The sequence below is a fragment of the Ancylobacter vacuolatus genome, from assembly GCF_030813595.1.
Taxonomy (GTDB): Bacteria; Pseudomonadota; Alphaproteobacteria; order Rhizobiales; family Xanthobacteraceae; genus Ancylobacter; species Ancylobacter vacuolatus.
The window spans coordinates 121,473-136,002 of record NZ_JAUSUH010000012.1 but is presented as its reverse complement, the minus strand read 5'-3'; the positions used below and the strand labels follow the sequence as shown (position 1 = coordinate 136,002).

Annotated in this window: 17 protein-coding genes; all 17 read left to right on the top strand. The window is 66.5% G+C overall.

All coding sequences use genetic code 11. The features are described 5' to 3' along the window. The first annotated feature begins 35 nt into the window (after nt 1–35). Nucleotides 36–725, top strand: coding sequence for a hypothetical protein (locus J2S76_RS20940; protein WP_307063708.1), 690 nt, complete (start codon nt 36–38; stop codon nt 723–725). Further along, the gene (locus J2S76_RS20935; protein ID WP_307063706.1) at nt 722–1,891 is read left to right on the top strand and encodes a DUF7146 domain-containing protein; all 1,170 of its coding nucleotides are present in this window, start codon (nt 722–724) and stop codon (nt 1,889–1,891) included. The genes J2S76_RS20940 and J2S76_RS20935 overlap by 4 nt, the downstream gene beginning before the upstream one ends. Then, nucleotides 1,891–3,420 (top strand): primase-helicase family protein, encoded by a 1,530-nt coding sequence (locus J2S76_RS20930; RefSeq protein WP_307063704.1) that lies wholly within the window; start codon nt 1,891–1,893, stop codon nt 3,418–3,420. The genes J2S76_RS20935 and J2S76_RS20930 overlap by 1 nt, the downstream gene beginning before the upstream one ends. 344 nt (nt 3,421–3,764) lie before the next feature. Further along, nucleotides 3,765–4,616, top strand: coding sequence for a hypothetical protein (locus tag J2S76_RS20925; RefSeq protein ID WP_307063701.1), 852 nt, complete (start codon nt 3,765–3,767; stop codon nt 4,614–4,616). A gap of 89 nt (nt 4,617–4,705) precedes the next feature. Then, nucleotides 4,706–5,065, top strand: coding sequence for an HNH endonuclease (locus J2S76_RS20920; protein WP_307063699.1), 360 nt, complete (start codon nt 4,706–4,708; stop codon nt 5,063–5,065). A 148-nt stretch (nt 5,066–5,213) separates the two neighbouring features. Next, complete coding sequence (locus J2S76_RS20915) at nt 5,214–5,702, top strand: helix-turn-helix domain-containing protein (RefSeq protein WP_307063697.1); 489 nt, start codon at nt 5,214–5,216, stop codon at nt 5,700–5,702. After that, nucleotides 5,689–7,398, top strand: coding sequence for a terminase large subunit domain-containing protein (locus J2S76_RS20910; RefSeq protein ID WP_307063695.1), 1,710 nt, complete (start codon nt 5,689–5,691; stop codon nt 7,396–7,398). The genes J2S76_RS20915 and J2S76_RS20910 overlap by 14 nt, the downstream gene beginning before the upstream one ends. Nucleotides 7,399–7,404: 6 nt before the next feature. After that, a complete protein-coding gene (locus tag J2S76_RS20905) occupies nt 7,405–8,700 on the top strand; it encodes a phage portal protein (RefSeq protein WP_307063694.1) in 1,296 nt (431 codons plus the stop codon). Continuing rightward, nucleotides 8,678–9,532 carry a head maturation protease, ClpP-related gene (locus J2S76_RS20900; protein ID WP_307063693.1) on the top strand — a complete coding sequence of 285 codons (855 nt, stop codon included), beginning with the start codon at nt 8,678–8,680 and terminating at the stop codon, nt 9,530–9,532. Before J2S76_RS20905 ends, J2S76_RS20900 begins: the two co-directional genes overlap by 23 nt. An 11-nt stretch (nt 9,533–9,543) precedes the next feature. Beyond that, the gene (locus J2S76_RS20895; RefSeq protein WP_307063691.1) at nt 9,544–10,938 is read left to right on the top strand and encodes a phage major capsid protein; all 1,395 of its coding nucleotides are present in this window, start codon (nt 9,544–9,546) and stop codon (nt 10,936–10,938) included. Nucleotides 10,939–11,026: 88 nt separating this feature from the next. Beyond that, nucleotides 11,027–11,464 carry a hypothetical protein gene (locus J2S76_RS20890; protein WP_307063689.1) on the top strand — a complete coding sequence of 146 codons (438 nt, stop codon included), beginning with the start codon at nt 11,027–11,029 and terminating at the stop codon, nt 11,462–11,464. Beyond that, nucleotides 11,430–12,020 carry a head-tail connector protein gene (locus J2S76_RS20885; RefSeq protein ID WP_307063687.1) on the top strand — a complete coding sequence of 197 codons (591 nt, stop codon included), beginning with the start codon at nt 11,430–11,432 and terminating at the stop codon, nt 12,018–12,020. The genes J2S76_RS20890 and J2S76_RS20885 overlap by 35 nt, the downstream gene beginning before the upstream one ends. Beyond that, complete coding sequence (locus J2S76_RS20880) at nt 12,020–12,355, top strand: head-tail adaptor protein (RefSeq protein ID WP_307063684.1); 336 nt, start codon at nt 12,020–12,022, stop codon at nt 12,353–12,355. The genes J2S76_RS20885 and J2S76_RS20880 overlap by 1 nt, the downstream gene beginning before the upstream one ends. Then, nucleotides 12,355–12,951, top strand: coding sequence for an HK97-gp10 family putative phage morphogenesis protein (locus J2S76_RS20875; protein WP_307063682.1), 597 nt, complete (start codon nt 12,355–12,357; stop codon nt 12,949–12,951). Before J2S76_RS20880 ends, J2S76_RS20875 begins: the two co-directional genes overlap by 1 nt. After that, nucleotides 12,951–13,373 (top strand): hypothetical protein, encoded by a 423-nt coding sequence (locus J2S76_RS20870; protein WP_307063680.1) that lies wholly within the window; start codon nt 12,951–12,953, stop codon nt 13,371–13,373. Before J2S76_RS20875 ends, J2S76_RS20870 begins: the two co-directional genes overlap by 1 nt. 34 nt (nt 13,374–13,407) lie before the next feature. After that, the gene (locus J2S76_RS20865) at nt 13,408–14,088 is read left to right on the top strand and encodes a phage tail tube protein (protein WP_307063678.1); all 681 of its coding nucleotides are present in this window, start codon (nt 13,408–13,410) and stop codon (nt 14,086–14,088) included. Beyond that, nucleotides 14,085–14,453, top strand: a complete 369-nt coding sequence (locus J2S76_RS20860) for a hypothetical protein (protein WP_307063676.1) — start codon at nt 14,085–14,087, stop codon at nt 14,451–14,453. The genes J2S76_RS20865 and J2S76_RS20860 overlap by 4 nt, the downstream gene beginning before the upstream one ends. Nucleotides 14,454–14,530: the final 77 nt, after the last annotated feature.

The window sequence follows — 14,530 nt, the reverse complement described above, 5'->3', positions numbered from 1 at the left end:
CGCCCGAGCCCGAAAGTTGTCGAGAGGGCGGCGGCATGACTGCACCATTTTCCCTACACGATCACCCCGCCCCGCTGCGCGTCCTTGTCGGCTGCGAGACGTCCGGTGTTGTCCGCCGGGCCTTCGCCGCTTTCGGACACGACGTTTGGTCGGTTGACCTGCTGCCTGCCGAGGATGGCAGCAACCGCCACATGATCGGCGACGTTCGCGATCATCTCGATAGCGGATGGGATCTGCTGGTGGTGATGCACCCGCCCTGCACGCGGCTTTGCAACAGCGGGGTGCGCTGGCTGCGCACGGCGCCTCCGGGCCGGACGCTCGAAGAGATGTGGGCCGAACTCGACGCCGGTGCGGCTCTGTTTTCCGACTGCTGGAATGCGCCCGTCGAGCGGGTGTGTGTCGAAAACCCTGTCATGCACCGCTACGCGCGCGAGCGGATTCAGAATTGGGCAAAGCCCCAGACGGTCCAGCCCTGGTGGTTTGGTGACCCGGCGTTCAAGGCAACGGGGCTCTATCTGCGCGGGCTGCCGCCGCTGGTGCCGACCAAGAAGTTGATGCCGCCGGCGCGTGGCACAGACGAGCACAAGGCGTGGTCGAAGGTGCACCGCGCCTCGCCCGGCCCCGACCGCTGGAAAGACCGCAGCCGCACCTATGAGGGCATCGCCGCCGCCATGGCGGCACAGTGGAGCACCGTCGCCGCGCGGCAGATGGAGGCGGCGGAATGATTTCCGAATCCTCCCTCGCGGATCTGCGCGCCCGCAACCCGGTTTCCGATGTCGCCGGCAAATGGGTGAGCCTACGGCGGGGCAGCCGCAAGGGGCGGCTGATAGGCCCCTGCCCGCTGCACTCGCCGGACCCGCACGCCAAGGATTCCACCGCCTTCGAGTGCTGGGGCGATGGCTGGGTGTGTGCGCGCTGCCAGGATGGCGGCGACGTGATCCGCCTGGTGCAGCTGCGCGAGCGGCTGGGCTTTCGCGAAGCGGTGGACTGGCTGGGCGGGGCGCAGGAAACCGACCCGGCGGAGGATGAGCGGCGCGCGCGGGCGGCGGCGGAACGCAAGGCGGCGGACGACGCGAAAAACGCGGCCTTTCGCGAGGCGGAGCGCAAGCGGTGCTGGGAGTTCTGGCAGGGGGCCGGGCCGCTGGCCGGCACGCCTGTCGAGGCCTATCTGCGCGAGATTCGCCGGGTGGACTGGCCCGACGGCGCGGCGCTGCGGGCGCACCCGGCCATGCCCTATCTGGAACACGGGCAGGATGAGGCCGGGCGGACAAGCTGGAGGCTTCTGCATGAGGGGCCGGCGATGCTTGCCGCCATTGCCGGGCCGGACGGGCGGATGGCGGGGCTGCATATCACCTGGATCGACCTCGATGCCCCCAAGGGCAAGCTGGCGCTGGTGCACCCGACCACTGGCGAGAAGCTGCCGGCCAAGAAGGTGCGCGGCTCTCTCGCCGGCGGGCGGATCGAGCTTCTGCGCGCGGCTTCGCCCTGCCGGCTGTTTATCGGCGAGGGGATTGAGACGGTGCTGACCGTGTTTACCGCGCTGCGGGCGGCGGGGCGCTGCCTCGATGGCACGGCGATGTGGACCTCGATTTCGCTCGGCAATCTTGCGGGCAAGGCGGCGGACCATTCGCGCGTGCCGCACCCCAGCGAGCGCACCCCCGCCGGCCGGGTGAAGCAGGTGCCGGGGCCGGAGCCGGACATGGACAGCGCCGCGGTGCCGGTGCCCGACAGTGTGATGGACCTTCGGCTGCTGGGCGATGGCGACAGCGACCCTTTCACCACTCGCCTGACCATGGCCCGCGCCGAGCGCCGGCACATGCGGCAGGGGCGCCGGGTGGCGACGTGCTGGCCCCCGGCGGGCCACGACTTCAATTCGATGGTGGTGGCGTGATGGACGACAACCCGAGGCAGGACGCTTTCGAGGCCATCGCCGAACTGGTCGACCCGGTGGAGGGGCTTGCGCCCGCCGCGCCTGCCGCGCCGGCGCCGGACGATGATCCCGTTGGCGAGGAAGCCCCAGCGCCTGCCAAGCCGCGCCGCAAGCGCAAGCCGGCGGCCGATGTCGGCGAGGATGACGCGCCGCCACGCGGGCGTGCCATGGGCTATTCCACCGACGACATGAACGCGGAATGGGCGCTGGTGCTGATGGGCTCCAAGGCCGTGATGGTGCGCGAGCAGGGCGCCGGGCCGATCGAAGATCGGCTGCGCATCATCTCCGTCGACGCCTTCCGGCAGTGGTTTTCCAACCGCTTCACCGAGACGGTGAATCCCCAGGGCGACCTGAAGGTGGTGACATGGGCGACGCGCTGGCTGAGTGCGCGGGACCGGCGGCAGTTTCAGGGCATCGAGTTCAACCCCGGCCCGGACGCGCAGGCGACGGACGGCTATTTGAACCTTTGGCGCGGCTTTGCCGTGGAGCCGCGAAAGGGCGGCAGCTACGCGATTTTCCGCGATCACCTGCTCAACAATGTCTGTGATGGCGACCCCGATCTATTCCGATGGGTGTTCGGCTGGTTTGCCCACCTGCTGCAGCGCCCGCGCGAGCGGATCGGCACCGCCGTGGTCATGCGCGGCAAGATGGGCACCGGAAAGACCAAGATCGGCGAGGTGATCGGCGGGCTGATTGCCGCCCATTATTTCGCGGTCGATGACCCGCGCTACATCACCGGCCAGTTCAACGCGCACATGGCGTCGTGCCTGCTGCTGCAGGCCGAGGAAGCGGTGTGGGCCGGCGACAAGGCGGCGGAAGGCCGGCTCAAGGGCCTTGTCACCTCCAAGTTCCAGATGATCGAGAACAAGGGCATCGACCCCATACGCATCGACAATTTCGTGCGGCTACTCATGACCTCGAATGAGGACTGGGTGGTGCCTGCGGGCAAGGATGAGCGGCGCTTCTGCGTGCTCGACATCAACCCGCGCTGCGCCCAGAACACCGACTATTTCCGCGAGATGGACGAAGAGCTTGATGCGGGCGGGCGCGAGGCGCTGCTGCACGATTTGCTGGCCTTTGACCTTTCGCAGGTGGACTTGCGGAAGATACCGCGCACCGGCGGCCTGCTGGAACAGAAGCTGCGCTCGCTCGACAGCGTGGAATCATGGTGGTTCGGCCGGCTGGAAAAGGGCACCAGCACCCGCAACTCGGCGACATGGCTTGAAGAGGTGTCGTGTGACGCCCTGTTCGCCGACTATATCGACATTTCCGACAAGATCGGCATACGGCGGAAGGCGGAAGAAACCGCCCTCGGCATGAAGCTGCGCAAGCTGGTGCCGGGCATCACCAAGCGCCGGCTCACGATCGAGGCTGAGGCGGGCGTGATGCGACGCGCCTGGTGCTTTGTCATGCCAAGCCTCGCTGACTGCCGCGATGCCTTCGTCAGCGAACTCGGCCAAGCCGTGGATTGGGGCGATGACGAGGCGTGAGAGAGATCGGGTTGAAGGGGTAGAGGCGCTTTCGTCCAACCTAGGTTGGACGCGGCGGGAAAGGTTGGACAGGAAAACGCTAGCGATATCAACGCGCTGCCTAACCTGTCCAACCTGTCCAACCTTTTTCCTCGCACGTGCGCGTGCGCTCGCGTGCCCGTGAAGGCCGCTGGCGGAATGTGAATTGCGCCGAAGGTCCCTGTCTCACGGGGAATAGGTCGAAATTAGGTTGGACAGGTTGGACAGGTTGGACAAAGCGAGCGACTGCAAGGCTTTGCGAGTGTCCAACCTCTTATTTCTGTTCTGAAAAGGTTGGACAGGTTGGACAGCAACAGGGGCCGGCGATGAAGACGACCACCGATATCGAGGATCTGCTGATCTGGGCGTACCGGACGGAACTGCCGAAGGTGCCGGCAGCGCCGACAGGGCCGGCGGCGCACGGGGCGGGCTGGGCCTCCATGTCGCTCTTTGGCAAGCTGGGTACGGTGATCGACGACCGGGATGTGCGGAACGTCTATGGCGTGACGCCTGACCGGATGGCGACGGGCGGGCCGCATGCGGACGCGCTGGCCATCGACCGCGTGGTGGCGGAGCTGGACGGGCTGCACCTCGATGTGCCGGCGGGCTGGTGGCCCTTCGCCGACATGGCGCCAGCCGATGGCTGGGGCGAGGCCGGCGCGAAGGTGATTTCCGATGCACTCGACCGGCTGGCGGTGCCCGGCGAGGATGGGGGCTTGAGGTTCAAGACCTCGCCCGGCTGGCTGGTGCGCAAGCATGCCATGATGGGCACGGTGCCGGACTGGGAGGCGGAGCCGATCGAGTATCGCTATGTGCGCGGCGACAATGGCGGGCACCCCAAGTGGTTCATGAAGCGCAAGGTGCCGCAGACCGTGAACGGCGAGATCATCGGCTATAACGAGCATGAGGTGGATGGGTGGTGCGCCTCGCGCCGACGGGCCTACCCCGGCGCCTATCGCAAGATGGAGCTGGTGCCCTCACCGGTGCATGCCGCCTGCGACCGTGCGGAATATGAGGTGTGGCATGCCGCCCTCACCGCGCTGGCGAGCATGCTGGGCGAATCGCTCGACGCGCACAGGGCCACCGGGCCGGCACGCGCGGCCCGCCCGTGGGAGCCGGAGGGCCGGCAAAGCCGCATTCTCCCGTCATTGCGCGGTTTGTCGATGATGGGGGCTTGACGCGCGCCTTGGTTTTGGTGCTCACTGTGCACGGATAAAGAGGCCCGGGCGAAAACGCTTCGGGCCTTTCGCATGTCTGGAGGGTGGCGATGGGGCGGCTGAAGGCGATCCCCTCGCGCTACAAGGTGGCCCCCTCCCGTCTCGCCACTCAAGCCCATGATGGCCCCTCTCGGGATAGGTTGCGCTATGCGACCAAGCCGTGGCGCGCCTGGTACGATCTGGCCCGGTGGAAACGTCTGCGGCTGAAGGTGTTCCTGCGGGACCTGTTCGCCTGCCAGATGCCCGGATGCAGGGTGATAGAGCCGAACACGTCACGGCTCGTCTGCGATCATCGCGTGCCGCATCACGGTGACGAAGCGTTGTTCTGGGATGAGAACAACCTGCAGACCTTGTGCAAGCCGTGCCACGACAAGGTGAAGCAGGCAGAGGAGCGGCGTGCTGGCTGGTGATGCCCTCTGTGGCAAGGGATCAACAAGCCCACAAGGCAAGCCTTACGCTCACAATATTGGATTTTCGGCAGGGGGTGGGGGGGGTGAAAAGTCTCCCAGCCCCCCCGCTTCCCTACCCGCGTCCTTCTCATTCGGGGATTTTTTTCTGATGGACGAAAAATTCGACCTGTTCGGGCATCCGATCCGGGTCGGTCAGGGGCGGCGTGGTCGCCCTTCGTTTGAGCCATCGGAGAAAGATCGTAATAAAATCAAGCTCTTACTGGCTCTTGGTTGGTCTATCACGCGGATGGCCAACGGGATTGGCGTCTCACCGGCGACCGTGAAGCGCTATTTTAGAGCCGAGCTCCGGGCGCGGGACGCGATGCGCGACCGGCTCGATGCGCGGCGTTTCGAGATCGCCATGGAGCAGGCCAACGCCGGGAACATACAGGCGTTGAAGGAGCTGGGCCGGATGGTCGAGCGCTCCGACCTGATGCGGATGGAGGATGATATGGGCAAGGCGCCGCCGAGTGATCGCGGAGCGCCGGCGCCGGAGCGGATCGGCAAGAAGGTGATCGACAAGGAGCGCGCGCTGGAGGCCGACGCCGACCTGATGGCTGATCTGGAGCAGGAGGCGGCGAGCTTTGCCCGCCACTGACGCCCTTCCCCGCTTCGCCTGCCCGGACTGGTGGGAGCGGCTGCAGGCCGGGCTGCCGCCGATGGCCGACGTGCCATTCAATCCGGCAAAGGCGGCCAAAGGGAAGGCGTTCTTCAACCGTCTGCGGCTTCCGGATGTGCCGGGAAACCCGCCAATGGTGGAGGCCTGCGGCGAGTGGTTCCGCGACATATTGTGCGCATTCCTCGCCAGCGAAGACCCGGAAACGGGGCTAGCGCTGGTTTGGGAACTGCTCTGCATGGTGCCGAAAAAGAACTCCAAGACCACCAATGTGGCCGCGCTCGGCTTGACCGCGCTCTACATGGAGGAGACGCCGAACCGGCAGATGTTGCTGGTGGCGCCCAGCCAGAACATTTCGGAGCGCTGCTTCGACCAGGCGCAGGGGATGATCCGCCTCGATTCCCGGCTGCGGGATATCTTCAAGGTGCAGGATCACCTCAAGTGCATCACCCGCAACAAGACCGGCACCGCGCTCGATGTGAAGACCTTCGACACGACCATCGTGACGGGCGAGATACCGATTCTCACGATCATCGACGAATTGCATGAGCTGGGGAAGAAGGCCAAGGCGGCGGCGGTGATGCAGCAGATCCGAGGGGGTGGCATCACCAAACAGCGCGGCAAGGTGCTGATGATCACGACCCAGTCGGATGAACCGCCCGCGGGCATCTGGAAGACGGAACTGGAGAAGGCGCGCAAGATCCGCGACGGCAAGGGAGGCCCCTCCCCGATCATGCTGCCGGTCCTGTACGAATTTCCTGTCGAGAAGCAGCTCGACCAAGCCTTCTGGCGCGACCCGAAGAACTGGGATCTCGTACTGCCGAATATCGACCGCTCAATCGATCGCCAGGCGCTGATCGACGACTATGAGAACAATGGCAAGGTCACGCGGGAGGCCGAACAGATATGGGCCTCGCAGCACCTCAATATAGAGATCGGTGTTGGCCTCTCCGGTGACGGTTGGTCTGGCACCCCCCACTGGGCGAGCTGCATCGACAGCCGCCTTACAGGCCTTGATGAACTGCTGGCGCGATCGGAAGTGTGCACGGTCGGGATCGACTGGGGCGGCGCCGACGATCTCGCCGCGCTCTATGTGCTGGGCCGGGAGACGCGCACCAAGCGGTGGCTTGGCTGGGGGCGGGCCTGGGCGCGTCCGAGTGTCTTCGAGGAGCGCAAGAGCATCGCCTCGCGGCTGCGCGACTTCGTCGAGGATGGCGATCTTGTTCTGGTCGAGACCGGCGAAGAGCAGGCCGAGCAGGCGGCGGAGATTTGCCGGGTGCTGAAGGAAAGCGGCCTGCTGCCGGAGACGAGCGGGATCGGGCTGGACAGCGCCGGCATCGCGCTGCTGCTCGACGCGCTGGAAGAAAAGAAACTGACGCAGCCGCTGGTGGAGGCGGTGACGCAGGGCTGGAAGCTGCAGACGGCGATTTCCTCGGTGCCGCTGAAGCTGGAAGGCGGGCGGATGGTGCATGGCGACCAGCCCATCATGGCGTGGTGTGTCAGCAACGCGAAGCAGACGCTGCGCGGCAGCAACTATGTCGTGACCAAGGAACTGGCCGGTGCCGGGAAGATCGACATGCTGATGGCGCTGTTTAACGCCGCCATGCTGATGTTCCTCAACCCTGTCGCCCATAACCCGCGCTCGGTCTACGAGACGCGCGGCGTTCTTTATGTGTGAGGCATCATGAGCGCCCTGGGCTGGCTGCGAGGCATGTTCGGTGCCGGGACGGCATCGGTGCGCGCAAGCGCCGGCGATGGCGGTGTCGAGATCGACATCAGCGATCCGAATTTCGCCGCCCAGCTGCGGGGCGGAGCCGAGACCGAGAGCGGCGTGGTAATGACGCCGCTGGCGGCGCTGCGGGTATCAGCGGCGTTCCGGTGCATCGACCTGATCTCTTCCGCTGTCGGGCGGCTGCCGGCCCCGGTGATCCGTGTGCTTGCTGATGGCACGCTGACGACAGAGGTGAACCACCCGCTCTACTGGGTGCTGATGCATGAACCGAATGGCTGGCAAACGCCTTTCGAGTTCAAGAGCACGATGCAGGCGCGGGCGCTGCTTTATGAAAACGCCTTCGCCCTGGCGGTCTGGTCGATGGGTCGGGTGATCCGGCTTATTCCGCTTGACCCTCACCGGGTGCGGGTGGAGCAGATGCCGGACTATAGCGTCCGCTACCATTACAGCCGCCCCGATGGCGGGGTGGCGATCTTCACGCCGCAGGAGATTTTGCACCTGCGCGGTACGTCGGTGGACGGGCTGAACGGGCTTTCGCGCACCCGCTACGCCAAGGAAGCGCTGGGGCTGGCGCTGAAGGCCGAGCAGGCGGCGGCCAACCTGTTCAAGAACGGACAGATCACACCGGGCGCTTTCCAATTCCCGGAGCATCTTTCGCCCGAGGCCTATCAGCGCCTGCAGGAAGGCATGGCCTCGCGGCGCGCCGGCGGCGAGAACGCAGGGCGCCACCTCATTCTTGAGGAGGGCGGAACCGTTGCCGCCATCTCCAGTTCGGCGGTGGACAACCAGCATCTGGAAACCCGCCAATACCAGGTGGAAGAGGTTGCCCGCGCCTTCGGCGTGCCGCGGCCGCTGCTGATGGTGGACGAAACGTCCTGGGGTTCCGGCATCGAGCAGCTGGCGACCATGTTTGTCCGCTTCGGCCTCGCGCCATGGTTCACGGTGTGGGAGGAGGCGCTGGCGCGCTGCGCCCTGACCCGTGAGGAGCGCCGCGCCGGCTATCGCGTGGACTTTGACGAGCAGGAGCTGCTGCGCGGCTCGATGAAGGATCAGGCCGACTTCTTTTCCAAGGCGCTGGGCGCCGGCGGACGGGGCGGCTGGCTTACCAAGAATGAGGCGCGCCGGGCGACCGGCTTCAGCCCGCTGCCGGGCGGCGACGACCTGCCGTCCGATGCCATGCCATCCGCCCCCGTGCCGCCGCCGGCAACACAGGAAGATCCGAGCAATGAGCCTCAAAACCCTGCGTAAGGCGAGCGCGGTGGCGCTGCCCAATTGCTACAGCTGGGATGCACGGGCGGATGCCTTGTCGCATTGGGCGGAGCGCCCGCTGGCGGCGGATGACGACGCCAACACGATCTCGCTCTATGACGTGATCGGCGAGGACTGGTGGTCGGGCGATGGCTTCACCGCCAAGAAAATGGGCGGGATCCTGCGCAGCATCGGCGGTCGCGACGTGACGGTGAAGATCAATTCGCCGGGCGGCGACATGTTCGAGGGCCTGGCGATCTATAACCAGCTGGCCGAGCACCCGGGCAAGGTGACGGTGAAGGTGATGGGAATCGCCGCCTCCGCCGCCTCGATCATCGCCATGGCCGGCGACGAGGTGCTGATGGGCGAAGGCACCACCATGATGATCCATCGCGCCTGGGGCGCGGTGATCGGCAACTATCACGACTTCACGGCGGCAGCGCCCGTGTTCGACGGGTTCGACCGCAACATGGCGGCGATCTATGCCGGGCGGACGGGGAAGAGCGAGGCCGACATCATCGCCATGCTCGACGGCCCTTCTCGCCGCTCGGATGGCACCTATCTGACGGCGGCCGAGGCGATTGATCAGAAGTTCGCCGATGGCACTTTCGACGGCGCGGCGGATGCCGCCCCCTCGGCGCGGGCCGACGTTCCCGAACCCATTCTCGCCCGCCGCCGCTGGGAGGCCAAGCTGGCGCATGCCGGCCTCACCCGGAAGCAGCGGGACGAAATCTTCTCTCTGGGCCAGCGCGATGCAACCCGGAACGCCACGCGCGATGCAGGCGTCGACCTCGCCGACATTCGTCGGTTCATGGAAAACCTGAAAAGCTGAAAGGACGCGCCATGAAGCGCAACATTCTGCTCGCGGCGCTGGCCGTCGCGGCAATCGCCCTCCTGTGTGTCGACGCCCATGTGATGACGGCTCTCGCGCACTATTCCAGCGGCCTCGCCGCCCCTGCCGCCATGGCGATGTTCGCCGCGCCGGCGTCTTCGTTTCGCGGCATCCAGCGGGTGCGCGCCGATGCCAATGACGACCCGGTGAAGGTGTTCAATGAACTTCGCCGCACCGTCGAAGCCTTCAAGGCCGAGCAGGAAAAGGCCTTGGCCGACATCCGTAAGAAGGTGGATGACCCGGTGCAGACCGAAAAGGTCGAGCGCATCAACGCCGACATTTCCCGGCATACCGCCGCGCTCGACGAGATCAATGCCGCTATTGCCGCGCTGAAGCTCGGCGGCGGTGGCGGCGGTGCGCCGAATGCCGATGTGCAGGCGCATGCCCACGCCTTCGAATCCTACTTCCGCCGCGACGTGAAGGATGGCCTGCGCGATCTGGAAGTGAAGGCCGGCCTCACCAGCCAGTCCAACCCCGATGGTGGGTTCGTGGTGCCCACCACGATGGAAGCCACCATCGACCGCGTGCTCGGCACCGTCTCGGCGCTGCGCTCGGCCTCCCGCGTCATCACGATCTCGACCGGCTCCTACACCAAGGATGTCAATATGGGCGGCGCCGGCGCCGGCTGGGTGGGCGAGGAAGATGCGCGCACCGAGACGGAAACGCCCAAGCTGAAGTCGACGGAATTCCCGGTGGCGGAGCTCTATGCTGAGCCCTACGCCACCCAGATCGTGCTCGACGACGCGCGGATCGACATCGAGCAGTGGCTGGCCGACGAGGTGTCCACCACCTTCGCCGAGATGGAAGGCGCCTCCTTCATCACCGGCAATGGCGTGAAGAAGCCCCGCGGGCTGCTCTCCTATGACATGGTGGCGAATGCCTCCTATGCCTGGGGCAAGCTCGGCTTCATCGTCAGCGGCGCTGCCGCGGCCTTCGCCACTTCGGCGCCGGCCGATGCGCTGATCGAAGTCTTCCACGCGCTGAAGGCCGGCTATCGCAACAATGCCAACTGGCTGATGTCCGATGTCACGGTGGGCTCGCTGCGCAAGATGAAGGACGGACAGGGTAATTATCTCTGGGCGCCGCCGACCACCCCCGAGGCGCCGTCGACCATTCTCGGCAAGCCCGTGATCACCGACGACAACATGCCTTCGGTGGCGGCCAATGCCTTCCCGATCGCCTTCGGCGACTTTCAGCGTGGCTATCTCGTGATCGACCGCGCCGGCATCCGCGTGCTCCGCAACCCCTACAAGGTGAACGGCAAGGTGGCGTTCTACACCACCAAGCGGGTTGGCGGCGGCGTGCAGAACTTCGAGGCCATCAAGCTGCTGAAGATCAGCACCTGACGATATCGCGCCCCGGCCGGCGGCGCGCGCCGCCGGCCTGATGCCGCGCCCCTGCGGCAAAACCCACCTCTTCGCAAAGGGCTTCCCCATGAAGGACATTCATTCGGGGCTGACGGCGGCCGTTGCCATCGGCAACGCCACCCTGTCGGCCGACAATACCCCTGCCGCCATCGACCTGCAGGGCTACAACGCCGCCGAGATCGTGCTCGCCATCGGCATTGGCGGCATCACCTTTTCCGGCACCAACAAGGTCGAATTCAAGCTGACGCACAGCGACGACGATTCGACCTATGACGCGGTGGAGCAGAAGGACGTGCTCGGCGTCACCGTCGCCGCGGGCGGGATCATCAAGTCGCTGGTGGCGGCGCATGCGGCGGCAGCGGTCTACCGCGCCGGCTACAAAGGCGGGCGGCGCTATCTGAAGCTTCTGGCCGACTTCGCCGGCACGCACGGCACCGGCACGCCGATCGCCGCCATCGTGCTGAAGGGCCATGGCTTCAACAAGCCCGAAGCCGACCAGGCCTGACGCCATGCTGCCGAGGGTCGTCGAAGCACCGGATCCGCTCGTGACGCTGGTGGAGGCCAAGCTGTATCTGCGCGTGGATTCCACCCTGGAAGACGATCTGATCAACGCCTTCCTCGCGTCGGCTTCGGCGTTTTTCGACGGCCCTCGCAGCATCGGCCGCGCCATTGGCGCCCAGACGCTGGAATTCGATCTCCCCTGCTTTCCGTGCGGGGGCATCGACATTCCGGCGCCCACCTTCACCTCGCTTGTCAGCATCGCCTATGTCGATGCCGAGGGTGCCGAGCAGACCATTGATGCCGCTGACGTGCGCTTTGCCGATGGGCGGCGGGTGGATGGGCAGCTTCTGCCTGCTTCCCCCTGGCCGTTGGATGCCGCGCCGGACACGATCCGCATTCGCTATGTCGCCGGCTGCCCGGAAGGCGAGCCCTTTCTCGCCATTGCGAAGCAGGGCGTGCGGCTGCTGACCAAATACTGGTACGACGACCGCGAGGCCTTCGGCCAGTATCCCGCCGCCGCGCATGATTTGCGCAAGCTGATCCGGGTGCGGAGGTTCTGATGGCCGACCCCGGCAAGATGGACCGCCGCATCACGCTCTATGAGCCGGGTGCCGAGACGGGGCGCGACGGCTTCAACGCACCGATCCTCGGCGCGCCGGTGGCGCGGGGGGTGTGGGCGGAATATGCGCCGGCCTCCGACCGCGAGCGGATGCAGTCGGCGGAGGTGGGGGCGACGATCACCGCCCGCTTCCGCATACGCTGGAGCCCTGATGTCGCCGCCCTGTCGCCTCTGTGGTGGCTGGATTTCGAGGGCCGGACTTTCGACATATCAGGCGCCAAGGAGATCGGTCGGCGCGACGGGATCGAGATCACCGCCTCGGCGAGGGCCGAGTGATGGTCGGCAGGCTCAAGGTTTCCGTTGAAGGCCTTAAGGAACTCGACGCGGCGCTGAGCGAGCTGTCGAAGGCGACGGCGCGCGGCGTGATGCGGCGGGCGCTTATCCGCTCGGCGCAGCCCATGGTGGCCAAGGCGGCGGCGCTGGCGCCGAAAGGCGAGACGGGCGAGCTGTCGGAATCGATTATCGCCGCGACGAAAAACAGCGTCGAGGGCGATGCCGGGCTGCGGGCCTTTGGCGAGGTGATGCGCGCCGGCGGCAGCAAGGGCGAGGCGCAGACGGCGCTGCGCGATGCGCGCCGGCAGGCCGGCGCGGGCAAGGCATTCGTCGAGGTGTATGTCGGCCCGGCCAAGGCGAAGAGCAAGCGCAACGCGATCAAGCGCATCGTGCAGGAATTCGGTTCGGTCAAGCAGGCGCCGCGCGCCTATCTACGCCCGGCCTTCTCCGCCACCCGCGAGCAGGTGCTCGGCCGGATCAAGGGCGAGCTTTCCACCGAGATCGACAAGGCGGCGCGGCGGGCAGCGGCGCGGGCACTTAGACCTAAGCGCGCGAGGGCCAAGCGTGCGCCCAAGGCCGGGACCACAGGGGCGAGGTGATGGAAGAGGCGCTTGTTTCCCTGATGCTGGCCGACGCGCCGCTGGCGGCGCTGGTCGGCACCCGGATCAACTGGAATGTGTTCCCGCAGGGCATCGCCTCGCCAGCCATACGGCTCGCCCGGGTCGGTGGCGCAGTGGGCATGCACATGCGCGGCATGGACGGGCTCGATGGCGCTCTCGTGCAGATCGACGTGCGGGCGCGGGCAGCCAAAGACAAGCCGGACACCAGCGCGGGGCGTCCGGCCCTCTTGGCTGGGCGAGCCGTGAGTGCGCTGCTGGCCGGCTATCGCGGCACTCATGCCGGCATCGTCTTCGGCGGGGTGTTCCCCAGCGCCCAGCGCATGAGCGCGGAGAAGATCGAGAGCGAGGTGTTCCACCTCGTCTCGCTGGATTTCGACATCTGGTCGCGCGTCGCGGCCTGACCCTTTCCACATCATCCATACTGGAGTTGCGACCATGGACGAGCCCGGCATTGGCTACGGCAGTCTTTTCGAGATCTCGACCGATGGCGGCGCGACCTGGGCGTCTCCCGGTCAGGCTACCTCGCTGACCCCTCCTTCGTTCGCGGTGGACGCGATCGATGTGACGCATATGCAGTCGCCCAGCGGCACGCGGGAATTCATCCCCGGCCTCGTGGACCCGGGCGAGTGCTCGATCGAAATGAACTTCATGCCCGGCAGCGCGGGCGAGGCGATCATCCTGAGTGTGCTGCGCATGAAGGTGAAGGCCCGCGCAACCTTTCCCGACGGGGAGAGCGTGACTTTCGACGCTATCATCACCGGCTACTCCCCTGCTGTGCCGATGGACGAAAAGATGACCGCCACACTTACGGTGAAGGTGAGCGGCGTTGTCGAGCACGGTGCTGCTGCGGCCCCGGTCAACTCCATCAAGCCGGCGATCTCCGGCGTGGCGCAGGTGGGGCAGGTGCTGACCGCCTATCCGGGCGTGTGGAGCGGCGCGCCGAGCTATGACTACCAGTGGAAAAATGAGGGCACCAACCTCGCGGGCGCCACCAGCCAGACCTATACACTGCAGGCCAGCGACGCAGCGGACACCATCACCGTGACCGTCACCGCCACCAATTCGGAAGGTAGCGCCAGCGCCACCAGCGCCGGCCTTGCCGACATCGCGGCGTGAGCACCATGGCAAACCCGCATCGCGGCCAGGTGCCGCTCACCGCCGGCGGCGTGACCTATACGCTGTCCATGTCGATCAACGCCATGTGCGCTCTGGAGGCGCATCTCGGACGGCCGATGGGGGCCGTGATGACCGATCTTCTGGCCATGCACGGCGACCCCAGCCTCATGTCGCTTACCCTGCTGCGCGCGGTGCTGTGGGCAGCCTTGCGCGACCACCACACGGTGGATGAGGCCAAGGCGGGTGACGTGCTGGGAGAGGCGGGCCTGCCGGCGGCACTGGCGGGGGTGACGCAGGCGTTTACCCTTGCCTTTCCCCCCAAGAAGGCGGGGGCGGACGCCCGCCCTCCGCTGGCGGCGGGCTGATCGACCCCGGCCCGCTGCTGTCCGGCTGGATAGAGCTTGGCCTCGACCCGTCGCCCTTCTGGGGGCTCACCCTACGC